This is a genomic window from Metapseudomonas otitidis, from assembly GCF_900111835.1.
GTDB lineage: Bacteria > Pseudomonadota > Gammaproteobacteria > Pseudomonadales > Pseudomonadaceae > Metapseudomonas > Metapseudomonas otitidis.
In genome coordinates, this window is sequence record NZ_FOJP01000017.1 from 97,482 (window position 1) to 121,820 (window position 24,339).

Annotated in this window: 24 protein-coding genes; 5 read left to right on the forward strand and 19 right to left on the reverse strand. The window is 70.5% G+C overall.

What is annotated here, in order from left to right:
• Positions 1-46: 46 nt before the first annotated feature.
• Positions 47-2,302: a TonB-dependent receptor gene (locus BM198_RS21830; RefSeq protein ID WP_074972479.1), complete on the reverse strand. Its 2,256-nt coding sequence runs from the start codon at positions 2,300-2,302 to the stop codon at positions 47-49.
• Between the two features lie 217 nt (positions 2,303-2,519).
• Here BM198_RS21830 and BM198_RS21835 point away from each other — a divergent pair, with 217 nt between their 5' ends.
• From BM198_RS21835 to BM198_RS21845, 3 genes are all read left to right on the forward strand, one after another.
• Positions 2,520-3,554: a LacI family DNA-binding transcriptional regulator gene (locus BM198_RS21835; protein ID WP_074972360.1), complete on the forward strand. Its 1,035-nt coding sequence runs from the start codon at positions 2,520-2,522 to the stop codon at positions 3,552-3,554.
• 37 nt (positions 3,555-3,591) lie between these two features.
• On the forward strand, positions 3,592-4,782 hold the full coding sequence (locus BM198_RS21840) for an MFS transporter (RefSeq protein ID WP_074972362.1): 1,191 nt from the start codon (positions 3,592-3,594) through the stop codon (positions 4,780-4,782).
• A gap of 217 nt (positions 4,783-4,999) precedes the next feature.
• The gene (locus BM198_RS21845; RefSeq protein WP_074972364.1) at positions 5,000-5,365 is read left to right on the forward strand and encodes a nuclear transport factor 2 family protein; all 366 of its coding nucleotides are present in this window, start codon (positions 5,000-5,002) and stop codon (positions 5,363-5,365) included.
• 51 nt (positions 5,366-5,416) lie between these two features.
• Here BM198_RS21845 and BM198_RS21850 read toward each other — a convergent pair whose 3' ends face one another.
• Both BM198_RS21850 and BM198_RS21855 read right to left on the reverse strand, forming a co-directional pair.
• Entirely contained in the window at positions 5,417-6,331 is a 915-nt protein-coding gene (locus BM198_RS21850) for a sigma 54-interacting transcriptional regulator (protein ID WP_074972366.1), read from the reverse strand.
• 74 nt (positions 6,332-6,405) lie between these two features.
• Positions 6,406-6,987, reverse strand: coding sequence for an alpha/beta hydrolase (locus BM198_RS21855; RefSeq protein WP_074972368.1), 582 nt, complete (start codon positions 6,985-6,987; stop codon positions 6,406-6,408).
• 180 nt (positions 6,988-7,167) lie between these two features.
• Between BM198_RS21855 and BM198_RS21860 the strand changes: the two genes are divergently transcribed.
• Positions 7,168-8,088: a LysR family transcriptional regulator gene (locus BM198_RS21860; protein WP_044407156.1), complete on the forward strand. Its 921-nt coding sequence runs from the start codon at positions 7,168-7,170 to the stop codon at positions 8,086-8,088.
• 28 nt (positions 8,089-8,116) lie between these two features.
• Here the strand turns inward: BM198_RS21860 and madM are convergent, their stop codons facing one another.
• The 12 genes from madM to BM198_RS21920 all read right to left on the reverse strand — a co-directional run bounded on the left by madM (position 8,117) and on the right by BM198_RS21920 (position 19,773).
• Entirely contained in the window at positions 8,117-8,881 is a 765-nt protein-coding gene (madM, locus tag BM198_RS21865) for a malonate transporter subunit MadM (RefSeq protein WP_074972369.1), read from the reverse strand.
• Positions 8,882-8,886: 5 nt separating this feature from the next.
• Positions 8,887-9,291, reverse strand: a complete 405-nt coding sequence (gene madL / locus BM198_RS21870; protein WP_044407152.1) for a malonate transporter subunit MadL — start codon at positions 9,289-9,291, stop codon at positions 8,887-8,889.
• Positions 9,292-9,352: 61 nt separating this feature from the next.
• Positions 9,353-10,279 (reverse strand): malonate decarboxylase subunit epsilon, encoded by a 927-nt coding sequence (gene mdcH / locus BM198_RS21875; RefSeq protein ID WP_074972371.1) that lies wholly within the window; start codon positions 10,277-10,279, stop codon positions 9,353-9,355.
• Positions 10,276-10,890, reverse strand: a complete 615-nt coding sequence (locus BM198_RS21880) for a malonate decarboxylase holo-ACP synthase (RefSeq protein WP_074972373.1) — start codon at positions 10,888-10,890, stop codon at positions 10,276-10,278. The genes mdcH and BM198_RS21880 overlap by 4 nt, the downstream gene beginning before the upstream one ends.
• A 20-nt stretch (positions 10,891-10,910) precedes the next feature.
• The gene (gene mdcE, locus BM198_RS21885; protein ID WP_074972375.1) at positions 10,911-11,696 is read right to left on the reverse strand and encodes a biotin-independent malonate decarboxylase subunit gamma; all 786 of its coding nucleotides are present in this window, start codon (positions 11,694-11,696) and stop codon (positions 10,911-10,913) included.
• Positions 11,693-12,547 (reverse strand): biotin-independent malonate decarboxylase subunit beta, encoded by an 855-nt coding sequence (locus BM198_RS21890; protein WP_074972377.1) that lies wholly within the window; start codon positions 12,545-12,547, stop codon positions 11,693-11,695. The genes mdcE and BM198_RS21890 overlap by 4 nt, the downstream gene beginning before the upstream one ends.
• The gene (locus tag BM198_RS21895) at positions 12,540-12,839 is read right to left on the reverse strand and encodes a malonate decarboxylase subunit delta (RefSeq protein WP_044407138.1); all 300 of its coding nucleotides are present in this window, start codon (positions 12,837-12,839) and stop codon (positions 12,540-12,542) included. Before BM198_RS21895 ends, BM198_RS21890 begins: the two co-directional genes overlap by 8 nt.
• 1 nt (position 12,840) lies before the next feature.
• Positions 12,841-13,692: a triphosphoribosyl-dephospho-CoA synthase gene (locus tag BM198_RS21900; RefSeq protein WP_074972380.1), complete on the reverse strand. Its 852-nt coding sequence runs from the start codon at positions 13,690-13,692 to the stop codon at positions 12,841-12,843.
• The gene (mdcA, locus tag BM198_RS21905) at positions 13,692-15,356 is read right to left on the reverse strand and encodes a malonate decarboxylase subunit alpha (RefSeq protein ID WP_074972382.1); all 1,665 of its coding nucleotides are present in this window, start codon (positions 15,354-15,356) and stop codon (positions 13,692-13,694) included. The genes BM198_RS21900 and mdcA overlap by 1 nt, the downstream gene beginning before the upstream one ends.
• Before the next feature lie 179 nt (positions 15,357-15,535).
• Positions 15,536-17,971: a TonB-dependent siderophore receptor gene (locus tag BM198_RS21910; protein ID WP_083422452.1), complete on the reverse strand. Its 2,436-nt coding sequence runs from the start codon at positions 17,969-17,971 to the stop codon at positions 15,536-15,538.
• 225 nt (positions 17,972-18,196) lie between these two features.
• Entirely contained in the window at positions 18,197-19,195 is a 999-nt protein-coding gene (locus BM198_RS21915; protein ID WP_074972384.1) for a FecR family protein, read from the reverse strand.
• Entirely contained in the window at positions 19,195-19,773 is a 579-nt protein-coding gene (locus BM198_RS21920; protein WP_083422453.1) for an RNA polymerase sigma factor, read from the reverse strand. The genes BM198_RS21915 and BM198_RS21920 overlap by 1 nt, the downstream gene beginning before the upstream one ends.
• A gap of 137 nt (positions 19,774-19,910) precedes the next feature.
• Between BM198_RS21920 and BM198_RS21925 the strand changes: the two genes are divergently transcribed.
• Positions 19,911-20,459, forward strand: coding sequence for an RNA 2'-phosphotransferase (locus BM198_RS21925; RefSeq protein ID WP_074972386.1), 549 nt, complete (start codon positions 19,911-19,913; stop codon positions 20,457-20,459).
• A gap of 131 nt (positions 20,460-20,590) precedes the next feature.
• Here the strand turns inward: BM198_RS21925 and BM198_RS21930 are convergent, their stop codons facing one another.
• The 4 genes from BM198_RS21930 to BM198_RS21945 all read right to left on the reverse strand — a co-directional run bounded on the left by BM198_RS21930 (position 20,591) and on the right by BM198_RS21945 (position 24,305).
• Entirely contained in the window at positions 20,591-20,992 is a 402-nt protein-coding gene (locus BM198_RS21930) for an ExbD/TolR family protein (protein WP_044407112.1), read from the reverse strand.
• A gap of 1 nt (position 20,993) precedes the next feature.
• Positions 20,994-21,701 carry a MotA/TolQ/ExbB proton channel family protein gene (locus tag BM198_RS21935; protein WP_074972388.1) on the reverse strand — a complete coding sequence of 236 codons (708 nt, stop codon included), beginning with the start codon at positions 21,699-21,701 and terminating at the stop codon, positions 20,994-20,996.
• Between the two features lie 34 nt (positions 21,702-21,735).
• Complete coding sequence (locus BM198_RS21940) at positions 21,736-22,551, reverse strand: energy transducer TonB (RefSeq protein WP_074972391.1); 816 nt, start codon at positions 22,549-22,551, stop codon at positions 21,736-21,738.
• Positions 22,552-23,399: 848 nt separating this feature from the next.
• The gene (locus BM198_RS21945; protein WP_074972393.1) at positions 23,400-24,305 is read right to left on the reverse strand and encodes a TauD/TfdA dioxygenase family protein; all 906 of its coding nucleotides are present in this window, start codon (positions 24,303-24,305) and stop codon (positions 23,400-23,402) included.
• Between the last annotated feature and the right edge of the window lie 34 nt (positions 24,306-24,339).

Genomic DNA, 24,339 nt, shown 5'->3' on the forward strand with positions numbered 1-24,339 from the left:
CGGCCGCTCTGCGGCGGCTCGGGCGGTTCCTGCACGCAGGCGCGGGTCAGAAGTCGAAATCCTTGCGCAGCTGGACGCCGAAGTAGCGCTCGTCGTCCCGTGGCACGGCGCGGTAGATGTAGCTGCCGCCGCTGGCCAGGGACTGGGCGTAGGAGGTGTCGGCGAGGTTCTTGCCCAGCAGCGCCACACGCCAGCCGGCGTTGTAGTCGGCCAGGGCGACGCTGGCGTTCCAGATGCCGTAGGCGCCCTGCACGGTGTCCGGGTTCTGGTCGAGGCTGAACTGCACCTCGTCCTGCCAGCTGTAGTCGGTGGACAGTTCCACATCCAGGCCGTTGTCCAGCGGGATGCTGTAGTCGGCGCGCACGTAGGCCTTCCAGTCCGGGGTGAAGGGCAAGCGGCCGCCGTCGATGTTGCAGGTGGCGGCGGCGCCGGGCGGGCAGTTGAAGTGGTCCACCCGCGCCTTGGTGTAGGCCAGGGCGGCGGACAGCTTGAGCTGGCGGGTGGCCTGGAAGCTGGTGTCCAGCTCCACGCCCTGGGTCTTCACGCTGCCGGCGTTGATCAGGCGGGTCACCACCTGGTTGGCCACGGTGTCGAAGAAGTTCGCCTGGTAGTCGTCGTAGTCGGTGTGGAACACCGCCAGGTTGGCGCTCAGGCGCTTGTCCAGGGCGGTGGCCTTGAGGCCCAGCTCGTAGGAGTCGGAGGTCTCCGGCTTGAGCGCCCCGGTGTCGCGCGGCTGCATGTTGAAGAACACGTTGTAGGCCGGGCCCTTGTAGCCGCGCGAGTAGGTGGCGTAGCCCATCAGGTCGTCGCTGAAGTCGTACTGCAGGCCGGTGCGGCCGGACCAGCCGTCCTCGTCCACCGAGCCCGAGCTGGCGGTGGAGGGCTGGATGCCGGTGACGGCGGTGGCGGAGGTGGACGTGCGGCGGTGGTCGTACTCCAGGTCGTCGTGGGTCCAGCGCAGGCCGAACAGCGCGCGGAAGTCGTCGGTGAGGTTGAAGGTGTTCTCGCCGAACAGCGCGACGCTGTCGTTGGTCACGCTGTAGTCGGCGCGGCCGCTGTTGGGGGTGCCGCCGTTGACCGACAGGCGCCGGTAGGTCTCCTCGGAGCGGCCATGGAAGTAGTAGGCGCCGACCACGTACTCGTTGAAGCCGCCCTTGGGCGAGGCCAGGCGGAACTCCTGGGAGTACTGGTCGTAGTCCACCTCGCCCTTGTCGTGGGAGGCGGTCAGCGGCAGCTGCGCCGAGCGGTCGCCGTCCTGGTACTGGGTGTTGTCCCAGCCGCGCCAGGCGGTGATGGAGGTGAGGGTGAAGTCGCCCAGCTTCCAGTCCACCTGCCCGGACAGGCCGCTGTTGGTGTCCTCGACGTAGGTCTTGTAGTCGCTGCGGATGTCGCGGTTGTGGTCGCTCGGCACCACCGGGCGCAGGGCGCTGGCGAAGGCTGCGCTGCTGGTGGAGGTGATCACGCCGCTGGGCAGGGTGTCCTCGCCCTCCATGCGGTCGGCGATCAGGGTCACCTTGAGCGCGTCGTCCGGCTCGAACACCAGCTTGCCGCGCACGCCCTTGCGGTCGTAGCCGTTGACGTCATGGCCGTTGGCGACGTTCTCGACGTTGCCGTCGTAGCGCCCCAGCAGGGTGCTCAGGGAGCCTTTCAGGGTGTCGCTCAGGCGTCCGCCGATGCCGAAGCGCAGGCGGTTCTCGTTGCCGCCGCCGAAGTGCGAGTAGTCCACGTAGCCGTGGCCCTGCTCGGGCGGGTCCTGGCTGACGATGTTGAGCACGCCGGCCGAGGCGTTCTTGCCGAACAGGGTGCCCTGGGGGCCGCGCAGCACTTCGATGCGCTCCAGGTCCAGCAGGTCCAGGGTGGATTGCCCGGGGCGGCCGAACACCACGCCGTCCACCACCGTGGCCACCGTGGGCTCGACCCCCGGCGAGGTGGAGATGGTGCCGACGCCGCGGACGAACAGCGAGGTGTCCTTGTTGGAGGCACCGGTGCGGTAGTTGAGGGTCGGCACCTGCTGGACGATGGCGCCGACGTTGTTGCGGTTGTCGCGCTCCAGCTGCTCGCCCTGCACCACGGAGACGGCCACCGGCACGTCCTGCAGGCTGGCTTCGCGGCGGGTGGCGGTGACGGTCACCGTCTTCAGCGTGGGCGCGGCCTTCTGGTCGTCGGCGGTGCTGTCGGGGGTGCGCTCGGCGGCCCCGGCGGCGCTCCCCAGCGCTGCCAGGAGGATGCCGATGGCCAGCGGGCTACGGCGCCCGCCGTGGGAGGTGCGAAGGCCGCGCGGTGCGGCCGGATTGCTGTGGATGCTCATGCTCGTTTCACTGCCCTGCGGAGACCAGACGTGCCTGCTGCTTGGCAGGCTCCTTGTGGGCTGTCGCGGTCTGGTCTCGCTCGTGCGAGTGGCAGCAAAAAGGCAGACAGCCGTTGGTTGTTAGCGCTAACATCGCCAGTATCCGAGCGACGCCAATAGATCGTCAAATAATTAAAAATTACTTTTATATGCCTACAAGGATGGTCAATCCATGAGCAGCCCCCGCAAGCGCCGAGGCGCGGGACGCGTCACCCTCAGCGCCGTGGCCGAGCGCGTCGGCGTTTCCGCCATCACCGTGTCGCGCTACTTCAACCAGCCGGAGCAGGTCTCCGAGGAACTGCGCGGGCGCATCGAAACGGCGGTGGCCGAGCTGGGCTACGTGCCCAACCTGGTGGCCGGCGGCCTGGCCTCGGCGCGCGGGCGCATCGTCGGCATGGTCATCCCCAACATCTCCGGGCCGATCTTCGCCAACACGATCCAGGGCTTCAGCGACACCCTGGCGCGCCACGGCTACCAGCTGCTGCTGGCCTCCAGCTACTTCTCCGAGGAACAGGAAGAGAGCGCCGTGCGCGCCTTCCTCGGCTGGTCGCCGGCGGCCCTGGTGGTCACCAGCCATTTCCACAGCCCCGGCACCGAGAAGATGCTCGCCGAGGCGGACGTCCCCATCGTCGAGGTCTGGGACTACCAGCCCGAGCGCGCGCCCATGCAGGTGGGCTTCCTCCACCGCGACGTGGGCGTCGCCGCCGCCCGTTACCTGCTGGACAAGGGGCACACGCGCATCGCCTTCGTGCAGAACAGCGCCGCCGGCGACTTCAGCGCCCTGGACCGCCGCGACGGCTACGCCGACACCCTGCGCGCCGCCGGCCACGAGCCCTGGGTCTTCGTGCCCAGCAGCGGGCTGGCGCCCTTCGAGGCCGGCAAGCAGGCCATGGAGGCGCTGATGAAGCGCTCGCCACGGCCGGACGCGATCATCTTCGCCAACGACAACCTCGCCGCCGGCGGCCTGCTCGCCGGCCAGCGCGCAGGCCTGGACCTGCCGGGCGACTGCGCGGTGATGGGTTTTGGCGACTACCCGTTCGCCGAGATGCTGCTGCCCAGCCTCACCACCATCCGCCCGCTGGCGCTGGAAATCGGCGAGCGCGCCGCCACCCGGGTGCTGGAGGCGCTGGGCGTGCTGCCGGTGGAGGGCGAGGTGGAACGCCTGAATCTGCTCGACTGCCAGGTCATCGCCCGGGAAAGCGCGTAGAATCCGCGCCCCCTCGCAACAAGCCCTGCCTCTTGCCATGAATCCCTCGACCCTTCTCTCCCTCCCCCTACTCGCCCTGGCCCTTGGCGGCTTCGTCGTCGGCAGCAGTGAGTTCATCATCATGGGCCTGCTGCCCGAGGTGGCCCAGGACCTCTCCGTGAGCCTCTCCGACGCCGGCCTGCTGGTCAGCGCCTACGCCATGGGCGTGGTCATCGGCGCGCCGCTGCTGGGCCCGCTGCTGGGTCGCCTGCCACGGCGCCAGGCGCTGCTGTGGCTGATGGGCGCCTACGCCCTGGGCAACCTCGCCTGCGCCCTGGCCCCCAGCTACGAATGGCTGCTGGCGGCGCGCACGTTCACCGCCTTCAGCCATGCCGGCTTCTTTGGCTGCGCCACCCTGCTGGCCGCCGAGCTGGCGCCACCCCATCGCCGCGCCTCGGCCATGGCGCTGGTGCTCAGCGGGCTGACCATCGCCAACGTGCTCGGGGTGCCGGCCGGCGCCTGGCTGGGCCAGGCCACCAGCTGGCGGGTGACCTTCATGGTGGTGGCGGGCCTGGGCCTGCTGACACTGCTGGCGCAGTTCCTCTGGCTGCCGGCCACAGCCAGGCCGCAGCCCAATGCCGCCGGTGCCTGGGACGGCATCTTCCGGCGCCCGGTGCTGCATGCGCTGGGGGTGTGCAGCCTGTCGTCGGTGGCGCTGTTCGGTGTGTTCACCTACATCAGCCCGCTGCTGCGCGATGTCTCCGGCTTCAGCCCGGAGCACGCCAATTTCGCCCTGCTGCTGTTCGGCATCGGCCTGACCCTCGGCAACCTGCTGGGCGGGCGCCTGGCGGACAAGGGCTTCCGCTTCGCCCTGCCCGGGGCCTTCGCGGTGAGTGCCCTGTGCCTGGTGGGGCTGTTCGTCTTCGCCCAGGTGCCGGTGCTGGCGCTGGCCTGCCTGTTCCTCTGGGGCGTGGCGAGCTTCGCCATCTCCTCGCCACTGCAGTTGCTGCTGGTGGAACAGGCCGGCGAATCCGCCAGCCTCGCCGCCACCCTCAGCCACGCGGCCTTCAACCTGGGCAACGCCAGTGGCGCCTTCGTCGGCGGCCTGTGGCTGAGCACCGGGATGGGCCTGGCCAACCTGCCGCTGATGGGCGTGGCCGTGCTGGTCGCCACCCTGCTGGTGTGCCTGCCCCTGCCGCGCCTGCGCGCCACCCGCGAGCGCCTCCAGGCGGCCGGGCAGATCCATTGATCCAGGCCCTGTGGGATGAAGCGTCCGTGGGGTGGATCGCGCTTCATCGATCCACCGCCCAGCCCCGAGCCGCGCGTCGTGCAACGGAGTGATGGGCGGTATGAGCCGCACCCGCGTGATGACGGTCGGGAGGGTTCGCGGTACGGAGCCCCGGGAGCTGCGGGATCGGCACGGGCGGGCTAGGCTCTGGCCTTTCCCACGCGACAGGAGCACGGACATGGAAGCGGAACGCCAGGCCATCGAGGCGGTGGTACGGGATTACGTGGAAGGCATGGTGCGGGCGGACGCGACGCTGTTGCGCAGCGCCTTCCACCCCGACAGCCGCATCGTCGGGCACTTTGGTCCGGACCTGCAGTGGCTCTCGCCGGAAGCCTTCATCGCCGGCCTGCAGGCAAAGGGGCCGGTGGTGGCCGAGGGCGAAGCGCCGGTGTGGCGGCTGGAGTCCCTGGACCTCACCAGCGACACCGCCCTGGCCAAGGTCACCGACGTCTACGCCGGCCTGGACTTCACCGATTACCTCTCGCTGCTGAAGATCGACGACCGCTGGCGCATTGTGCACAAGCTGTTCCACCTGCACGGCTAAGGCCTGCCTCCGGGTGGGTCGCATCGATCCACCCCTTGCCCCCTCGACGCCCTACCCCGCCAGCACATCGGCGAACAGCTGCCGCAGGTTGTCCACATCGTTGGCCGCCAGCTGGCGCAGTTGCTGGGCGAGCTGTGCATAACTCGGTGCGGGCGGCAGGTTGAGGTGGTGCGGCAGGATCTCCTCGCCGTCGCTCACCAGCAGGGCGAAGTGGATGCTGTTCTCCAGCTCGCGGGTGTTGCCCGGCCAGGGGTAGCCCTCCAGCGCCGCCTGGGCCTGGGCGCCGATCAGCGGCAGCGGCAGGTCGAGGCGCTGGGCGTAGATGCCGAGGAAGTACTCGGCCAGCGGCAGGATGTCGTCGGGGCGCTCGCGCAGCGGCGGCAGTTCCACGCGCCCTTCGTTGAGGTACTGGTAGAGCCGCTCGTCGAACTTGCCGGCACGCACCGCCTGGGCCAGGTCGATGCTGGTGGCGGCCACCAGGCGCACGTCCACCGGGGTCGGCTGCTGGGCGCCGACGCGGGTCACCTCGCGGCTTTCCAGGGCCGCCAGCAGGCGCGCCTGGAGCGGCAGCGGCAGGTCGCCGATCTCGTCCAGGTAGAGCGTCCCGCCATTGGCCGAGCCGAACCAGCCGGCACGGCTGCTGGCTGAGCCCGCATGGGCGCCGGGGGCGTGGCCGAACAGCTCGGCCTCGGCGTAGGCCTTGCTGATGGCGCCGCAGTTGACCGCGACGAACAGCCCCGGCCGCTCGCTGCCGCGGTGGATCTGCCGCGCCAGCAGCTCCTTGCCGGTGCCGGTCTCTCCCTGGATCAGCACCGGCACGGCGGCCGGTGCCAGGTGTTCGATTTCCTCCCGCAGGCGCCGCGAACGGGCATCGACGAACACCAGCGCACGGGCACGGATGCTCAGCGGGCTGCGGTCGGCGTCGGCGAAGGTCAGCAGGGGTTGGCCATTGGCTGGCTGGCTCATGGACGAAATCTCCCGCCGGGGCCTGCGCGCTGGCAGGTCCCGGACGTCACGCGATGAATGGAGGCGCGCCCGGCTCAGGCGCGCAGGCGGGCCAGTTGCTCGATGCGCCCCTGCAGGCGGTAGAGGTAGGCGAAGCCCTGCTCCCAGCGCTGGTGGCCGGACTTCACGTTGATGTGCCCGGCGCCGGCGAGGATGGCCGGCTCGGCGCCCCAGTCACGGGCCAGTTGCAGGGCCCGCTGCGGGCTGGCTGCGTGGTCGTTGTCGGAGCCCACCAGCAGCGTGGGGAACGGCAGGGCCGTGCGGGGGATCGGCGCGAAGCCGGTGAGCGCCTCCGGGCAGCCGGGGCGCTCCACATCCGCCGGGGCGACCAGCAGCGAACCGCGCACCCGGCGCAGCACGTCCGGGTCGGCCTGGGCCGCCCAGTGGGCCACGGTGACGCAGCCCAGGCTGTGGGCGACGAGGATCACCGGCGTGCGCTCGGCATCGATGGCGCGCTCCAGCGCCGCCACCCAGGCCGCGCGGTCGGGTTGGTCCCAGTCGGCCTGCTCCACCCGCTGCGCGTTGGGCAGCGTGCGCTCCCAGTGGCTCTGCCAATGGTCGTCGGGGGAGCCCTGCCATCCTGGCAGGATCAAGTAGCGAATGGCCTGGCTGCGCATGGCGAGCCCTCCTTGCGAGACGTTCGATGAAGGGCAGTCTAGGGGCTCGTCATATATCTGTTAAGGAATAAGAATTTATTTACTTATGCATTATTAGCTTATAGCTGCAGGTCATCCTCGCCCCACCAGACCGAACGGGTAGGATGAGCCCCTCGCTCCCCAGCACCGGAACGCGGCGCCATGCAGATCGACGACGAGCTGACCCTGAAGAAACTGGAGACCTTCCTCGCCTTCATGCGCGCGGGCAACCTGTCCCGCGCGGCGGCGGCGCTGGGCACCAGCAACGTCAGCGTGCACCGCGCCATCCACTCCCTGGAGAGCGCCCTGCGCTGCCCGCTGTTCAAGCACGAGGGGCGCAACCTGACGCCGCTGGAAAGCGCCTACGTGCTGGAGGAGAAGGCCCAGAAGCTGGTGCAGGACGTGCTCGACATGGTGCGCCTGACCCGCGAGGCGGCGGGCTTTTCCGCCGAGCGCTTCAAGCTCGGTGCGCTCTATTCGCTGACGGTGAAGACCGTGCCGCAGCTGGTGATGGGCCTGAAGATCCGCCGCAGCGAGCTGAACATCGACCTCACCCTGGGCTCCAACGCCGACCTGCTCTACCGCCTGAAGAACCTGGAGCTGGACGCCATGCTGGTGTCCCTCGACGAGAGCGTCAGCGACCCGGACTGCGAGCAGCTGCCGCTGTTCTCCGACGACATCTTCCTCGCCGTGCCCACCGACTCGCCCTTCGCCGAGCAGCCGGAGGTGGACCTGGCGGACCTGGCCGACTCCACCTTCATCACCCTCACCCAGGGCTTCGCCACCCACCGCGACGGCGCGCGGGTATTCCAGCAGGCGGGCTTCGAGCCGAAGGTGGCGATGCAGGTGAACGACATCTTCACCCTGCTCAGCATGGTCAGCTCCGGGGTCGGCTACGCCCTGCTGCCCGGGCGCATCGCGGCGGTGTACGAGAACCGCGTGAAGCTCATCCCGCTGCAGGCGCGCTACCGTCTGCAGCAGCACATCGGCGTGGTCTTCCTCAAGGCCCGCGAGCGCGACCCCAACCTGCTCGCGCTGCTGGCCGAATGCCGCATGTACAGCCTGCGGCAGGGCCCGCACTGACCGCCGTCGAAAAACCCGGGCGACCCCCTCAGCCGGCCAGGCCGCGCATCATGAAGAACAGCAGCGACGGGCCCAGCAGGCAGCCCAGGGCGGTGTAGAAGGCGGCGGTCAGGCAACCGTAGGGCACCAGCTTCGGATCGGTGGCAGCCAGGCCCCCGGCCACGCCGCTGGAGGTGCCCATCAGGCCGCCGAAGATCACCGCCGTGCGCGGATTGTTGAGGCCGATGAAGGGTGCCACGAAGGGCGTCGCCACCATCACCAGGATGGCCTTCACCAGGCCGGCGGCGATGGACAGCGCCATCACCTCGGAGCTGGCGCCGATGGCCGCGCCGGTCACCGGGCCGACGATGTAGGTCACCGCCCCCGCGCCGATGGTGGTCAGGCTCACCGCGTCGGTGTAGCCGAAGGCCAGCGCCACGCCGACCCCGGCGACGAAGGAGGTGCCGATGCCGAAGAACAGCGCCACCACCCCGGACACGCCGGCGCGCTTGAGCTCCTCGATGTTCACCCCGAAGGCCGTGGCGACGATGGCGAAGTCCCGCAGCATGGCGCCGCCCAGCAGGCCGATGCCGGACAGCAGCGGCACGTCCACCAGGCCCTTCTGCCCGCCGGTCATCACGCCGCCCACGTAGGACAGCACCAGGCCGAGGAAGATGGCGATGGCCGAGCCGTGCAGGCGGCCCCGCGTCAGCGTGGCGGAGAGCCAGTAGGACAGCCACATGGTGACGCCGATGACGGCGAAGCCGCTGATCAGCCCGTAGCCGTTGATCACTTTCAGCATGGATTCGTACATGGCGGTCACCGTTGCGCAGGCTTCAGGGCATCAGCGGCGGCTGCCGCGTCGGGCTTCTTTTGGCCGAGGCGGTCCAGCACCGGGACCATGGCGAAGCCGAGGACCACCGCCGCGATGCCGGCGAGGATCGCCATGGGCCCGCCGGACAGCGCGCCGAGCACGTTCTGCTGGGCGGCCATGGCGACCACGATGGGGATGTAGATGGCGCTCCAGAATTCCACGCCCTGCTCGCTCTTGGCGCCCATCAGGCCGCGCTTGTGCAGGGCGCTGCCGACGAAGATGAGCAGCAGCATGGCGATGCCGACACCGCCGACGTTGGCGGGAACGCCCAGGAGCTTGCCCAGGAGTTCGCCGATGAACAGGCCGAGAAGGGTACACAGGGCCAGGAAGGCCACACCGTAGATGATCATTGTTGTTGTCCTCGTGTTCGGGTCGAAGTGGCTTGTTTTTATCCTTCGAGTTGCACGGCGTTTATCGGGAGTGCTCCACCTCCTGGCGCAACAGGGCGTCCAGCGTATCCAGGCGGGCGCCCTGAAAGGCGATTACCGTCCCTTTTTCGAACACCCGCCGCGCCAGGCCGCTGAGCACGGCGCCGGGGGGCAGCTCGATGAACAGGCGCACGCCGCGCTCATAGGCGGTGCGCTGGGTGCCGTGCCAGTCGACCACGCGGCACATGTTGAAGGCGAGGTCGTCGCGCAGGCGCTCCGGGTCGTGGATCGGCCGCGCGGTGGTGCCGCTGAGGTAGCGGATCGCCGGGCGCCGCAGCGGCACCTCGGCGAAGGCCGCCGCCAGTTCACGGGCCGGCGCTTCCAGCAGCGGGCAGTGGGACGGCACGCTCATCGCCAGGCGCTTCGCCAGGCCGGCCCCCAGGGCGCGGGCCCGCTCGGCGACGGCGGCCATGGCGGCGTCGCTGCCGGCGATGACGATCTGGTTGTCGGCGTTGAGGTTGCCGATGAACACCGGGCCCTCGGCCTCGGCCAGCAGCCCTTCCACCGTGGTCAGGTCCAGCCCCTGCAGGGCGGTCATGCCGTAGCCCTGTGGATAAGCCCGCTGCATCAGCTCGCCACGCAGGGCCACCAGGCGCAGGGCATCGGCGAAGTCCAGGGCGCCGGCGACCACCGCCGCCGGGTAGGCACCGATGGACAGCCCGGCCACGTAGTCCGGCGCCGGGCTGCGCGCCAGCAGCAGGCGGGCGCTGGCGACCCCGGCGATGAGCAGGCAGAGCTGCACCGCACGGGTGGAACGCAGGGCCTCGGCGCTGTCGAGCCGGGCCAGGTCCTGCCCCAGCACCTCGGCGGCCTCGTCCAGACAGGCACGCACTTCCGGCGCTGCCGGCAGGGCCTGGAGCATGCCGGGCTGCTGGGCGCCCTGGCCGGGGAAGGCGAACAGGCTGCTCATGCCACGTCCTCCAGGGGCTGCCAGGGGTTATCCACAAGCCGCGCGCCGGCATCGCACTTGAGCAGCACACGGCGGGCGCTGCCGCCCCACTCGCGCAGGGCCACGCCGCCCTGGGGGGTCTGCAGTTGCAGGTCGACGCGGCAGGGCAGGTCTTCGAACAGCACCCGCAGCTCCCGCGCCCAGGCGCGCGGCAGGGGCTCGGCGGTGCGCAGCAGCAGGTCGAGGTCACTCTCCGCGTGCAGCACGTTGCGCCAGGTGGCGAGCTGGTAGCCCACCCCGCCAGTGGGGCCCCAGGGCAGGCCGAGGGCGTCCATCAAGGGCGTCACCTGGGCCAGGGCCCGCAGGGCCGGCAGTTCCCCCGGCGCGCGCAGGCGCAGTTGCTCGGGGGCGAGGCGTCGCTGCACGGCGGCGACCGGCATGCAGGCGGCGAAACGCTCGGCGCGGGTGGCGCCACGCACCCCCACGGCCACCTGGCCCGCCGGGCAGCACGCACGGCGCACCACCACCGGTTGCCCGGCGGCCAGCACCTGCCGCGCCCAGGCCGGGGCCTCGGCGGGCAGCTGGTCCGGGGCCAGGCCCCAGAGCAGGTCGTGTGGCTGGAGGCGGTCCATGGCGGGCGCTCGACCGGGCCTTACCACTGCGCCCGCAACTGGGCACGCACCGCCGAGGAGGCGGCGCGGTTCACGGCGCCCAGGCGGTTGGACAGGTCGGTGCCGGTGCCGATGTCCGCCACGGCGCGCACTAGGCAGTCGCGCACCCGGTCGAGGTCGGCGGCGCCGGGGCTGTCGGGGTTATCCACAGCCAGGCGCTCCCAGAGCAGGCCGAGGGAGGCGTAGTTGTCCAGGTCGTAGGCCATGGGCGGTACCTTGGCCGCCAGGGCTTCCAGCTCGTCGACGCTGCGCAGGGTGATGCGCGCGGCGGCGGCCTTGCCCATGGCGTGGACCATCACCCCGGCATCGTCCAGGGCGATCAGCCGCTGGGCCTGGTAGCCGTGGGCGAGGAAGGCGCCGGACATGGCCTTGCCCACCAGCAGGCCGATCACCGGGTGCCCGGCGAGGCGGGCACGGGCGTAGGCGTCCACCGCGCCGGCCAGGGCCTGGTGGATGCCCAAGGCTTCCTCGCGGCGGCCGTAGGCCTGGCTGGGCACGTCCACCACGGCCACCAGCACGCGCTTGTCGGCACGCCCGGCATCGGCCTGGATGGCGTCATCCACGGCCTTGGCCAGGCCCCAGCCTTCCAGCAGGCCCACCTCGCCGTTACGGGCGCGGGGGAAGGGATTGCGCGGGTCGGGCACCACGGCGATGAAGCGCGCGGCGCGGCTGCCCACCTCGCCGTCGATCACCTGCACCGAAGCGGGAAAGTCCGCCAGCGGGGTGCCGCCGGCCAGGCCGTGCAGCCAGTTCAGTCCTCGGCTCATTGCAGCTCTCCCTGGTAGAGGGCGCGCACCTGGGCGGCGTCCAGTTGGTCACAGTCCTCCCCCAGCCGGGCCAGGCGGGCGAGGAATTCATCGGGGCGGCGGCAGCGCGGGGCGGCGGGTTCACCGGCCGCCAACAGGCCGGCCAGGGCCTCGCGCAGGGCCGCCACGTCATCGGCCACGTAGGCGTCGGCCAGGGCGCAGGCGTGGCGCTGTTCGCCACCGGTGAGGCTCCAGATGAAGGGCCGGTCGCGGGCGTCGTACTCCTCGATGCCGGCTTCCTGCTCGATCACCTGGGGGCCGTTGAGGCCCAGGCGCGCCTCGCGGGTCACCAGCAGGTGGCTGCACAGGCCGGCGGCGATGGACATGCCGCCGAAGCAGCCGACGGCCCCGGCGATCACGCCCACCACCGGCTGGTGCTGGCGCAGGGCGACGATGGCGGCCTGGATCTCGGCGATGGCGGCCAGCCCCAGGTTGGCTTCCTGCAGGCGCACGCCGCCGGTTTCCAGCAGCAGCACGGCGGCAGTGGGGATGCCCTGGCGGTTGTCTTCCACCGCCAGCTCCAGGGCGCCGGCGATCTTGGCGCCGCCGACCTCGCCCAGGCTGCCGCCCTGGAAGGCGCCCTCGATGGCGGCGATCACCAGGGGGCGGCCGTCGAGGCTGCCCTTGGCCACCACCACGCCGTCATCGGCCTGGGGCACGATGCCCTGCTGCACCAGCCAGGGCGACATGACGCGATCGAAGGGGCCGAGCAGCTCGCGGAAGCTGCCGGCGTCCAGCAGCGCACGGGCGCGCTGGCGGGCGCCCAGTTCAACGAAGCTGCGGGCCGCCAGCAGGCGGGCGGTATCAGTCATGGGCCACCTCCTCCAGGGCCTGCTCCAGGCGCAGGCGCACCACCCCCGGCGTGGCGCCGAAGTCGTGGATGTCGATGTTCAGGGCCGGCAGCTGCTGGCCGGCGAAGAGGCGCTGGAACAGCTGCGTCCAGCGCGGGCCGCTGCCGTTCACCGAGGTGATCACCTGGATCGCCAGGGTGCCGGCACGGCCGGGCTCCAGCAGCACTTCCAGGTCGCCGGAGCCGACGCAGCCCACCAGGGCGCGGCCGCGAGCGGGTTGCCCGGCGGGGAATTCGAAGGTCAGGGTTTCCATGTCACAGGCTCCCGGCTTGATCGAGGAACAGGCAGGCGGCCAGCAGGTCGGCGGCTCCGCCCGGGGATACGTTGAGGGCCAGCAGGCACGCCTCCAGTGCGCGCAGCTGACGGCGCCCGGCGAGGCTGGCGGCGCCCCCGGCGGCGAGCACCGCGCGGGCACCGTCGCGGGTGGCCTGCAGCCCCTCCGGGCCGGCGCGCCAGAGCACGCAGGTATCGGACAGCTCGGCCATGATCGCCAGCAGCGCATCGAGCCGGGCGTTCTGCTCGCCGGCTCCGGCCGCGCGGCTGCGCTGTAGCTGTGGCAGGCCGTGGTCGAGGGCGGCGGGGAAGCCCAGTTGTGCTTCTTCCCGCGCACCGCGCACGCCGTAGCGACGGCACACCTCGGCCCCGTGGCTGCGCGGCGCGGGGGCGGCCGGGTCGTCGATCAGGGCGATGCGCGCGGCCCGCAGGGCGATGGCGCGGGCGTCGCGGCTGTCGGGCTCCAGCGCCCAGGCCGCCACCAGCAGGCCGAGTGCCCAGATGGCCCCCCGGTGGGTGTTGACCCCGGCGGTGGTGGCGAGCATCGCCGCCTCGCCTTCGCGGCCAATGCGGCCCAGGGCTTCGCGCAGGGGCACGCCGACCTCGCCGTGCTGCAGGGCAGCCTCGGCCATCTGCCGGAAGCAGGGCCAGAGCGACAGCGCCGAGGCGTGCATCAGGCCCAGGTGCAGGTCGGTGTGGGCACCGCTGCCGCGCCGGTCCACCAGGCCCGGCTTGGGCGTGAGGTCGGCCTCGTCGATCAGGGCGTCCACCGCCCGGTCCGCCAGCCAGTCGGCCAGGGGCAGGTCGGCGTCGCGTAACGTGAGTGCGCTCATCACCAACTCCTGAAACGGGCGGGCGGGTTGTAGAGGCCGCCGGACCACTCCACCAGCTCGGCGATGCTCTTGGCGGCGAGCAGTTCGCGGCTGGCGTCGGTGCGGCGGATGCCGAGGTCCTCGGGCAGGGCGATGAGCCCTTCGCGGCGCATGCGCTCGGTGTCCCTGGGGTCATGGCGCAGGCCGATGGCGGTGACCCCGGCGACGGCGGCGATCATGGCGCGGCGTTCCTCATCGGAGCGCGCCTTGTACAGGTAGGCGATGCCTTCCTCGGTGAGCAGGTGGGTGACGTCGTCGCCGTAGATCATGATCGGTGCCAGGGGCATGCCGGTCTTCCGGGCCACGTCGACGGCGTCGAGGGTCTCGACGAAGGTGGGTTTGCCGCCTTCCTGGAAGGTCTCGACCATCTGCACCACCAGCTTCTTGCCGCGCGCCAGCAGGGCCTCGGGTTCGGCGCGCATGTCCAGCCAGGCGGGGGTGGAATGGCGCCGGCCGCGCGGGTCGTGGCCCATGTTCGGCGCGCCGCCGAAACCGGCCAGGCGGCCCCGGGTGACGGTGGAGGAATGGCCGTCGCCGTCCACCTGCAGGGTGGCGCCGATGAACAGGTCCACCGCGTACTGCCCGGCCAGCTGGCACATCATGCGGTTGGAGCGCAGGGAGCCGTCGCGGCCGGTGAAGAACACGTCCGGGCGCTGGGCGATGTAGCCCTCCATGCCCAGCTCGGTGCCGAAGCAATGCACGCTTTCCACCCAGCCGGTCTCGATGGCGGGGATCAGCGTCGGGTGCGGGTTGAGCGTCCAGTTGCGGCAGATCTTGCCCTTCAGCCCCAGGGACTCGCCGTAGGTGGGCAGGATCAGCTCGATGGCGGCGGTGTTGAAGCCGATGCCGTGGTTGAGGGACTGGACGTTGTGTTTCTCGTAGATGCCGCGGATCGCCATCATCGCCATCAGCACGTGCACCGGCTTGATATGGCGCGGGTCGCGGGTGAACAGCGGCTCGATGTAGAAGGGCTTGTCGGCCACCACCACGAAGTCCACCCAGGAGGCGGGGATGTCCACGCGCGGCAGGTCGCGCACATCGTCCACCAGCTGGTTGACCTGGGCGATGACGATGCCGTCGGAGAAGGCCGTTGGCTCCACCAGGGCCGGGGTGTCCTCGGTGCTGGGGCCGGTGTAGAGGTTGCCCTCGCGGTCGGCCATGAAGCCGGCCACCAGGGTGACGTTGGGGATCAGGTCCACCACCAGCCGCGAGTACAGCTCGATGTAGGTGTGGATGGCGCCGACTTCCAGCAGGCCGTCTTCCATCAGCTGGCCGATGCGCAGGCTCTGCGGGCCGGCGAAGGAGAAGTCCAGCTTGCGGGCGATGCCGCGTTCGAACAGGTCCAGGTGCTCGGCGCGGCTGACGCTGGGCATGATCATGTGCAGGTCGTGCAGGCGGCCGGGGTCGGCCTTGGCCAGGGCGCGGGAGAGGAAGTCCGCCTGCTTCTGGTTGTTGCCTTCGAGCACCACCCGGTCGCCGGGGGCGATCAGGGCTTCGAGGGCCTCGACGATACGCTCGCCGGGCAGCACCGCGCCATCGGCGAGGTGGCGCACGCGGTCGAGGCGGCGCTGCTTTTCCGCGCGCCGACGCGACCACTGCGGCGGGGAGGTGGGTGTTGTTGTCATGGTGGCTCCACGGGTTCCGCTGTCGTGGAGCGAACCTTAGGAGCGCGACCGGCTGGTCATCAATCAAGCCCGGCGGCGGATCGTTACGGCCAGGTTAACGATCCGCTGCGGTGGGGCAGTCGTCGAGATACAAGGGTGGACCCCACTTCACCGGTCCACCATGCGGAGTGGACCGGTACTCAGAACTCCAGGGTGCTGGAGAGCTGCACCAGGCGCGGGTCGCCGATGGAGACGTTCCACTGGTTCACCGAGGAGCTGTAGTAGGTCTTGTCGAAGAGGTTCTTCACGTTGAGCTGGAGCTTGAGGCGCTTGTCGTTGCCCAGGGGCGTTTCGTAGCTGGCGAAGGCGTCGGCGACAGTGTAATGCGGCAGCTCGAAGGTGTTCTCGGCATCCCCCTCGCGGTCGCCGACGTAGCGGCCACCCAGGCCGGCACGCAGGCGGTCGCCGTCGAACAGCGGGCCGAAGTCGTAGACGGCGGAGAGCGAAGCGGTGTGACGGGCGACGTTCTGCAACGCATTGCCCTTGAGCGTGGGGTCGCGGGTCACTTCGGCGTCGGTGAAGGCGTAGGTGCCGATCAGGCTGAGGTTGTCGGTCAGTTGCCCGGTCACATCCAGCTCGATGCCCCGTGAGCGCACTTCACCGGCTCCGCTGGCGACGGTGTCGGATTTCCCGTCGATCGTCACGTTCTGGGTCACCAGGACGTTCTCCTTGACGATGTCGAACAGCGCCAGGGTGCCGGTGATGCGGCCGGGCATGTCCAGCTTGGCGCCGAGTTCCCAGCTCTTGCCCTCCTCCGGGGCGATACCGTTGATGGACGCGGTGCCGGTCAGCGGCGCAATGGTGGAGTTGGGCTTGAACGACTCGGTGTAGCCGCCGTAGAGGGACAGCTCGTCGGTCATCTTGTAGACCAGGCCGACCCGGGGCACCCAGAGCTGGCCGTCGATGTCGGTGTTTTTCTTGAACGGGCGGCCCCGGCCGGCGAGCTGGTCGTAGAGCTGGTAGCGGGCCCCGGCGATGAAGATCCACTGCTCGTTGAGGTGCACCGAGTCCTGGAAGAAGGCGGACTGGCTGACCACGCGGTCGGTCTGGTCGCTGTCGCCGGCGGCCACCGTGGTGGGCACCGGTACCTGGCCATAGACCGGGTTCCAGGGGTTGAAGCCGAGGCTGGTGTTCTGGCGGATCAGGTCCTCGCGGAAGAACTTGCGGTACTCGTGGTCCACGCCCATCAGCAGGTCGTGCTGCATGCCGCCCAGCTGCACCTGGCCGTCCAGGTCGAAGGTGGCGAAGTGTTCGGTGCTCACCGCGCCCCGGGTGCCGTCCAGGCGGCGCCGCAGCGTGCCGTTGGGATTCTGGCTCTGCACCCGCGCCTGGTAGTCGTCGTAGGTGTCGCGGTTGTAGCTGTAGGCGAAGTGGGCCTTCCAGGCCTCGTTCAGCTGGTGTTCGAGGTCGAGGATCATCAGGTCCGACCGGCCCTCGGTGACGTTGTAGGGCTCGTCCAGGCGGCGGGTGGCGGGCACCGCCAGGGGCTTGCCGTTGAGGAAGATGGTGCCGCGGTCGAAGGGGGTGCTGTACTCGCGGTGCTCGAAGCTGAGGTTCACCGTGGTGTCTTCGCCGTACCAGGCGAAGGACGGGGCGAAGGTCTTGTCGCGGCTGTGGCCGAAGTTGCGCCAGTAGTCGGCGTCGTCGTAGTCGGCGATCACCCGGTAGGCCAGGCCGGAATCCCCCAGCGGGCCGGTGACGTCGAGGGTGCCGCCGCTACCGTCCTTGCCGTCGCCGTAGGTGGAGGCGCGCGCGGTGATGGCGCGGTAGGCCTGCAGTTGCGGCTTCTTGCTGATGACGTTGATCACACCGCCCGGGTCGAGGATGCCGTAGAGCATCGAGGACGGGCCCTTGAGCACTTCCACGCGCTCGGCGCTGGCGGTGAGGTTGCGGCCCTGGATGGTGCGCATGCCGTCGCGCAGGATGGAGCCGTCGCGGTTGTCACCAAAGCCGCGCTTCATCACCGCGTCCAGGGTGCTGCCGAGGGTGTTGGCCTGGGTGATGCCGCTGACGTTGGCCAGGGCGTCGTCGAGGTTCTGTGGCTGCTGGTCCACCAGCGCCTGCGCCGGGACCACGGCCACCGCCTGGGGGATGTCCAGCAGCGGGGTGTCGCTGCGGGCCAGGCGGGTGGTGGGCGGTGGCTGGTAGCTGGCGGCGCCTTCCGCCTGGCGGGTGCCGTCGACGTTCACCGCGCCCAGGTCGAGGGCGTCGGAGCTGGCCACCGGCACCAGCGTCAGGGTGCCCGGCGCCGCCTCGGTGAAGCTGAAACCGCTGCCGGCCAGCAGGCGTGCCAGGGCCTGCTCGGCGCTCATCCGGCCCTTCACGGCCGGCGCATTGCGCCCTTCCGGCAGGGCCTGGGTGTAGACCACCGCCAGTCCGGTGCTGCGGGTGAAGGCGGCCAGGGCCGGGGCCAGGGGCTGCGCCTCGATGGCGAAGACCTGCTCCCGCGCCAGCGCCGCCGGGGCCTCGGCCAGGGCCTGGGGCACCCAGGGTGCGCTCCCCAGGGCGAGCAGGGCCGAGACCAGTCCGAGGCGCTTGAAGGCGCCGCGCTGCAACCGCGATGAGCTGTGATTCATGTAAGGCGTACCCCTGGCTGTGGCTTCTCGTTGCGAATAAATCGCATTCCATCACCCCTACACGGATGCCGAGCGGGAACACCTCACCCCTGCCCTGAAGTTTTTTTCCACAGGCGGCAGGCGACGTCGGAACGGCGCAGACGGTTTTCCACAGGCCACGGCGTTGCCGTGACCGACAGGCGGCGGAGACGCGAGAAGGAAGGGCAGCGGAATGCGGCTGACAGCTCAGCGCAGGACCATCACCCGGCCCAGCACTTCGTGGCGCTGGAAGCCGAGCACGGCGCCCAGGGCATCCACCACGGCGCGGGGGTCGTTGTTGGGGAAGCTGCCGCTGACCCGTTGCCCGGCGAGGTCGGTGTCCAGCAGCAGGATGCGGCCCGGGTAGTAGCGGCCCAGCTCGTCGAGCACGTCGGCCAGCGGCGTCTTGTAGAAGGTCAGCCGGCCCTGGCGCCAGGCCAGTTGGGCCTCGGCATCCACCGGGTAGACCTCACCCCCGCGGCCGTCGAGGTAGCGCACCTGCTGGTTGGCGGTGAGCACCTGCTGCGGGGCATCCGCCCGGGCGCGGACGCCCACCCGCCCCTGCTCCACGGTGACCCGTGCGCCGCCGAGCTGCAGGCGCACGCCGAAGCGGGTGCCCAGCACGCGCGCCTCGCCCCCGGCCGCTTCCACCACGAAGGGCGGCTCGCCATGGGTGACCTGGAAGTAGGCACCGCCCCGGTGCAGCACCACGTGGCGCTCATCGGCGCGGTAGTCGACGCTGAGGGCGCTGTCGGCATCCAGCACCACCCGGGAGCCGTCGGCCAGGGTGAGGGTGCGCACTTCCCCCGGCGCGGACACGTAGTCGGCGCCCAGGTCCTGCAGGCGGTCCAGCGGGTGCCAGCCACCGGCCCACACCATCAGCACCAGGCTGGCGGCCATGGCCAGCACGCCACCCCAGCGGGCGCGCCGTTGCGAGGGCACGGGACGCGGCGCCAGGTACTGGCGCAGCTGGTCCGCCTCCTCGTCCGCCAGCAGCGCGGCGGCCGGCCAGGTGCGGCGCCAGAGCGCCTCGGCCTGGGCGTAGGCATCGATGTGGCGGACGTCGGCGTAGAGCCAGCGCTCGAAGGCCTCGCGCTGGCCGGCGTCGGGATCGTCCTGCATGCGCCCCGCCCACAGCCAGGCCGCCTGTTCGACGGCGCTCTGGCGAGGGCTGGCCGCTGGCGGCCGCTGTGGATCGGGCTTCATCAGGTCGCGCTCCCGGGCGATGGGCCGGCGGTGGGCTCCGCCAGGCTGGCCTTGCAGGCCTCCAAGGCGCGCATCATATGTTTTTCCACCGCGCTCTGGGACAGCCCCATGGCCTGGGCGATCTCGCCGTAGGTGCGGCCGTGGATGCGGTTGAGCAGGAAGATGTGCCGGGTGCGTTCGGGCAGCGCACGCAGGGCTGCCTGCACGTGGCGCAGGTCGTGTCCGGCGGCCAGGGCCGCCTCCGGGTCGGCGGGCTCCGGCAGGTGCTGCTCGGCCAGCAGGCCGGCCTCGGTACGCGAGCGCGAACCCTCGCTGCGCAGGTGGTCGATGGCCATGTTGCGCGCGCTGCGCAGCAGGTAGGTGGCGAGGTCCTCCACCTGGGCGTCGGCCCGCCGCCAGAAGCGCAGGAACAGCTCCTGCACCAGGTCCGCCGCCGTGGCCCGGCAGCGCACCTGGCGATTCACCAGCGCCTCCATGCGCGAGCGCTCGGCGAGGAAGGTGCGCAGCAGCACCTCGCGCGGCGCGGCTTTCGCGCGCTCGGCCTCGGCAAGGGTCGGCGGGAGGGGCTGGTCGGGCATGGAGAAGCCGGCGGGGCCAGGAAGGGAGCGAGATGATAATGCTTATCAAATAGACCTGACTAGGGACGATCCCCCTGCCGCCGACCGGTGACTGCCTTTAAAATGGCCGCCCCATGGACGACACGACCCCACCCCGAATGGACAAACGCCTTACCACCCTCAGCAAGTACCTCAGCTACCTCCTGCGCCACCAGCCCGGCGCCATCGGCCTGACCCTGGACCGCGAAGGCTGGGCCGACCTCGACACCCTCATCCGCCTCGCCCGCGCCACTGGCCAGGCCATCGACCGCGAGCAGGTGCTGGAGGTGGTGGCGAGCAACGACAAGAAGCGCTTCAGCCTCTCCGACGACGGCCAGCGCATCCGCGCCGCCCAGGGCCACACCGCCACCGGCGTGGCCATCGACTACGCCGAGCAGGTGCCGCCGGAGCACCTCTTCCACGGCACCGCCTCGCGCTTCATGGACGCCATCCGCGCCCAGGGCCTGCGCCCCGGCCGCCGCCACCATGTGCACCTCTCGGACCAGCGCGACACCGCCATCGCCGTCGGCACCCGCTACGGCCAGCCGGTGCTGCTGCGCATCGCCGCCGCACGCATGCACCAGGCCGGGCATCGTTTCTACCGGGCGGACAACGGCGTGTGGCTGGCCGATGCCGTGCCGCCGGCGTTCTTCGAGGTGGAGGATTGAGGGCCACGCCCCACCGCTCTGCCCCTCCGCCGGGGCGGTGAGCGCGGTCGGGCCGGCTACAGGGCGCACCGGCCCCGCGTGGTCATAAAAAAGGCCGCCCGCCCCCTGCCTGAAGGCGGGCAGCCAATCCTTCAGCGAGCGGTGATCACCGCCAGCTTGGTGATCCCGGCCCGCTCGATGGAGGCCATGGCCTTGGCCACCGCGCCGTAGTCCACCTTGTCGTCGGCCTGCAGCTGCACCCGCAGCTCGGCGTCCTTGGCCTTGGCGGCCTCCAGGTTGGCCTGCAGCAGGTCGGGCTGGATCTCGTCCTTGTTGATGAACACCTTGCCCTCGCCATCGATGCTCACCACCAGCGGGTCCTTCTGGTCCGGCGGGGCGACGGCCTCGGTCTTGGGCAGGTTGATGGGGATGGCGTTGGTGAGCAGCGGCGCGGTGACGATGAACACCACCAGCAGCACCAGCATCACGTCCACCAGCGGGGTGACGTTGATCTCGGAGAGGACCTCGTCGCTGTCCTGAGTGGAGAAGGCCATGTCAGGACGCCTCCTTCACAGCGCCGGCCGCACGGGCCGGAGCGGGGCTGACGATCAGCCTGAAGGCGCTCTTCTGGGCCAGCAGGTAGAAGTCGTGGGCGAAGTCGTCGAGGTCGGCGGCGGTCAGCTTGAGGCTGCGCAGGAAGTAGTTGTAAACCAGCACCGCCGGCACCGCGACGGCGATGCCCACCCCGGTGGCGACCAGCGCCGCACCGATGGGGCCGGCCACGGTCTCCAGGCTGGCGGAGCCGGCCAGGCTGATGCCCTTGAGCGCCTCCATGATCCCCCACACGGTGCCGAACAGCCCGATGAAGGGCGACGTAGAGCCGATGGAGGCCACCACCGCCAGGCCCGACTCGAGGGCGCGGCGCTGGCGCTGGATCTGCTGGCGCAGGGCGCGTTCGAGGCGGTCCTGGTGGTTGATCGCCTGGCTCAGGTCACCGGGCTGGCCGCCGGGCACCTGCAGGGCGGCGAAGCCGGCGCGGGCCACATCGGCTACGGCCCCGCCATGGCCCTGCACCAGCTCGGCGGCGCTGTCCAGGCTGGTGGCGCTCCAGAAGCGCTTCTGGAACTGGCGGTCGCGGTGCTTCAGGCGGGCGAACTGGATGGCCTTGACCAGGGCCAGGCCCCAGGTGACGACCGAGAAGCCGATGAGCAGCCAGATGACCAGGTGCTCGACGGAGCCGAAGGGGTTGCTGATTAGGTCCATGGTGCAGTCCTCACAGGGCGCAGGGCGCCGGTATTCAGTTCAGTTTGAAATCGATGGGCACGCTGACCCAGCCGTCCTGGGCCACGTCGCCGCGCTTGGCGGGGACGAAGGTCCAGCGCTTGACGGCCTTGACCGCCGCCTCGTCGAGCAGGTCGCGGCCGCTGCTCTTCTGCACCTGCACCTCGCTGGGCGAGCCGCTAGCCAGCACATGGATCCGCAGCAGCACCGTGCCTTCCCAGCCACGGCGCTGAGCGAAGGCGGGGTACTCCGGCGCCGGGTTGCGCAGGTAGCCGGCGTTGGCCGAGGGCGGCGTGACCGGAGCCGGAGCGGGCGGAGCCGGGGGGGCCGGCGGCGCGGGCGGGGCCTCAACCTTCGGCGGCGGCGGAGCATCCACCGGCTTGGGAGCCGGTTTCGGCGCGGGCTTGGGCACGGGTTTCGGCTTGGGCACCGGCTTGGGCGGCGGCGGTTTCACCGCCAGCTCCTCGACCACCGGCGGCGGGGGCTCGACGACCGGCGGCGGGGGTGGTGGCTCAGGGGGTGGCGGCTCCACCACGGGCGGGGCCGGTGTGGTGAATTCGATGGTCATCGGCGGCACCTGGGGCGGCACCTCGGGCAGCGGCGGCGTGGGCTTGCTGCTGACCCAGTAGAGGACGCCGGCATGCAGCACCAGGGCGAAGGCCCCCAGCAGCCACGCCTCGCGGCGACCGAGCACGCGGGCCTGGCCGCTGCGGAAGCGGGAGGCGGCCAGCGCCTGGCGCACCTGCACGCCCAGGTCGCGCACCTCACCCGGCGCGCGCACATCAGGCCACGGCAGGCCACTTGCGCTGTCGGCCTTGAGGACATTGCCCATCGGCAGGACTCCTGGTTGAAGAAACCGGCCGGGGCCGGTGAACGAAAACGGGCGGCTGGGCCGCGTGAGGGCCGATCCAGAGCGGTCGGCCACGGCGGGAATGATTGGTTCGGACGCTTATCCCATAAAGTAATTTTTAATGATTTTGTAATTACATTAAGGAATATAAATTTCTAACCAATTGATTAATAAAGAATTTTAAAAAAAGATGCTTTAGCGGCATTGAAAATATGCCGGGAAGGCATCGACAGACCGCGCAGGCGACGGTTTGGGATGGACGTCGTCGCGTTTACGTCCACCAACGGTGTTGCAGGTGGCCCCGGCGGTGGGCCGGTGAAGCGGGGCCCACACCACCGATACGCAGCCATCCACCTAAACGATGGGCTTCGCACAGCTCAGCCCATCCTGCGGACGGAGCAGGCCCGTAGGATGCGGTGAGCTCGGCGAACCGCATCGATGCGTGACAGCAGGGGCTCCCGTAGCCCGGGCTTCGCCCGGGAAGCTGCACGGCATTCATCAAATACGCCCGTGCAAGTGGGAGCGGTTTCAACCGCGAAGCGTCAGCCCCGAGGTCGGGAGCGGGCCTCCCCGGACTGAAGTCCGGGCTACGGCGGGGATCGGTGAAGCGAGGTGCACACCACAGATCCGCAGCCAGCCACAACGATGGGCTTCGCACAGCTCAGCCCATCCTACGGACGGAGCAGGCCCGTAGGATGCGGTGAGCTGTGCGAACCGCATCGATGCGTGACAGGGGTGTGGAGGTGGTTCAACCGCGATGCAGGCGCTGATCGCGAACGAGACCGGGGAGCCGCAGGGCGACGAGCGTCGCCCGGCGGAGGGTGGCGGGGTCAGCCCTTGCGGGTGGTGCGGCTGCGCTGGCCGTCGATGCCCACCGGGACGTCGCCGGCCAGGGTCACGCGGCGGACGATGCGCGGCTGGGTGTCGTAGTCGTCCACGGCGTAGTGCTGGGTGGAGCGGTTGTCCCAGATGGCCACGTCACCGGGCTGCCAGCGCCAGCGCACGGTGTTCTCCAGGCGCGTCACGTAGCCCTGGAGGACGGCGAAGAGGTGCGCCGAGTCGGACTGGGACAGGCCCTTGAGGCGTTTGACGAAATGCCCCAGCAGCAGGCTGCGCTCGCCGCTGACGGGGTGCACGCGCACCACCGGGTGCTCGGTCTCGTAGACGGTGGAGGTGAACACCTTGCGGTACTCCTCCAGCTTTTCCACCGGGGCGTTGGGGCGCACGCCGGCGTAGTCGTATTCGTTGCTGTGGATGGCCCAGAGCTTGTCGGCCAGCTCGCGCAGTTCGCCCGGCAGGTCGTTGTAGGCGGTGGCGGTGTTGGCCCAGACGGTGTCGCCGCCGGCGGCCGGGGCCACCACGTTGCGCAGGATGGAGGCCTTGGGGTAGGCGTCGACGAAGGTCACGTCGGTGTGCCAGGAGTTGGCCCGCTGGCCTTCGGCGCCGTCGAGCTGGAGCAGGTAGCGGGTGCCTTCGCGCACCGGCACGGTGGGGTGGGCAACGGGGTCGCCGAGCAGCTTGGCGAAGGCCTCCTGGCCCTGGTCGTCGAGGTGCGTCTGCCCACGGAAGAAGATCACCTTGTGACGGACCAGGGCGGCCTGGATGGCGTCGACGGTGGCGGCGTCCAGCTCGGCGGAGAGGCTGATGCCACGGATCTCGGCGCCGATGCGTCCGGCGATGGGGTGGATGTCCAGCTGGATCTCGGGCTGCTGGGTGGCCAGTGCTGCGTTGCTCATGGTGCGGTCCTCGCGTTGGGTGGGTGGTGCTGGG

Bases quoted from the DNA above. Each gene is read 5' to 3' on its own strand.
- BM198_RS21835 (WP_074972360.1), top strand. From the start codon at position 2,520: ATGAGCAGCCCCCGCAAGCGCCGAGGCGCGGGACGCGTCACCCTCAGC.
- BM198_RS21840 (WP_074972362.1), top strand. From the start codon at position 3,592: ATGAATCCCTCGACCCTTCTCTCCCTCCCCCTACTCGCCCTGGCCCTT.
- BM198_RS21845 (WP_074972364.1), top strand. From the start codon at position 5,000: ATGGAAGCGGAACGCCAGGCCATCGAGGCGGTGGTACGGGATTACGTG.
- BM198_RS21850 (WP_074972366.1), bottom strand. From the start codon at position 6,331: ATGAGCCAGCCAGCCAATGGCCAACCCCTGCTGACCTTCGCCGACGCC.
- BM198_RS21855 (WP_074972368.1), bottom strand. From the start codon at position 6,987: ATGCGCAGCCAGGCCATTCGCTACTTGATCCTGCCAGGATGGCAGGGC.
- BM198_RS21860 (WP_044407156.1), top strand. From the start codon at position 7,168: ATGCAGATCGACGACGAGCTGACCCTGAAGAAACTGGAGACCTTCCTC.
- madM (WP_074972369.1), bottom strand. From the start codon at position 8,881: ATGTACGAATCCATGCTGAAAGTGATCAACGGCTACGGGCTGATCAGC.
- madL (WP_044407152.1), bottom strand. From the start codon at position 9,291: ATGATCATCTACGGTGTGGCCTTCCTGGCCCTGTGTACCCTTCTCGGC.
- mdcH (WP_074972371.1), bottom strand. From the start codon at position 10,279: ATGAGCAGCCTGTTCGCCTTCCCCGGCCAGGGCGCCCAGCAGCCCGGC.
- BM198_RS21880 (WP_074972373.1), bottom strand. From the start codon at position 10,890: ATGGACCGCCTCCAGCCACACGACCTGCTCTGGGGCCTGGCCCCGGAC.
- mdcE (WP_074972375.1), bottom strand. From the start codon at position 11,696: ATGAGCCGAGGACTGAACTGGCTGCACGGCCTGGCCGGCGGCACCCCG.
- BM198_RS21890 (WP_074972377.1), bottom strand. From the start codon at position 12,547: ATGACTGATACCGCCCGCCTGCTGGCGGCCCGCAGCTTCGTTGAACTG.
- BM198_RS21895 (WP_044407138.1), bottom strand. From the start codon at position 12,839: ATGGAAACCCTGACCTTCGAATTCCCCGCCGGGCAACCCGCTCGCGGC.
- BM198_RS21900 (WP_074972380.1), bottom strand. From the start codon at position 13,692: ATGAGCGCACTCACGTTACGCGACGCCGACCTGCCCCTGGCCGACTGG.
- mdcA (WP_074972382.1), bottom strand. From the start codon at position 15,356: ATGACAACAACACCCACCTCCCCGCCGCAGTGGTCGCGTCGGCGCGCG.
- BM198_RS21910 (WP_083422452.1), bottom strand. From the start codon at position 17,971: ATGAATCACAGCTCATCGCGGTTGCAGCGCGGCGCCTTCAAGCGCCTC.
- BM198_RS21915 (WP_074972384.1), bottom strand. From the start codon at position 19,195: ATGAAGCCCGATCCACAGCGGCCGCCAGCGGCCAGCCCTCGCCAGAGC.
- BM198_RS21920 (WP_083422453.1), bottom strand. From the start codon at position 19,773: ATGCCCGACCAGCCCCTCCCGCCGACCCTTGCCGAGGCCGAGCGCGCG.
- BM198_RS21925 (WP_074972386.1), top strand. From the start codon at position 19,911: ATGGACAAACGCCTTACCACCCTCAGCAAGTACCTCAGCTACCTCCTG.
- BM198_RS21930 (WP_044407112.1), bottom strand. From the start codon at position 20,992: ATGGCCTTCTCCACTCAGGACAGCGACGAGGTCCTCTCCGAGATCAAC.
- BM198_RS21935 (WP_074972388.1), bottom strand. From the start codon at position 21,701: ATGGACCTAATCAGCAACCCCTTCGGCTCCGTCGAGCACCTGGTCATC.
- BM198_RS21940 (WP_074972391.1), bottom strand. From the start codon at position 22,551: ATGGGCAATGTCCTCAAGGCCGACAGCGCAAGTGGCCTGCCGTGGCCT.
- BM198_RS21945 (WP_074972393.1), bottom strand. From the start codon at position 24,305: ATGAGCAACGCAGCACTGGCCACCCAGCAGCCCGAGATCCAGCTGGAC.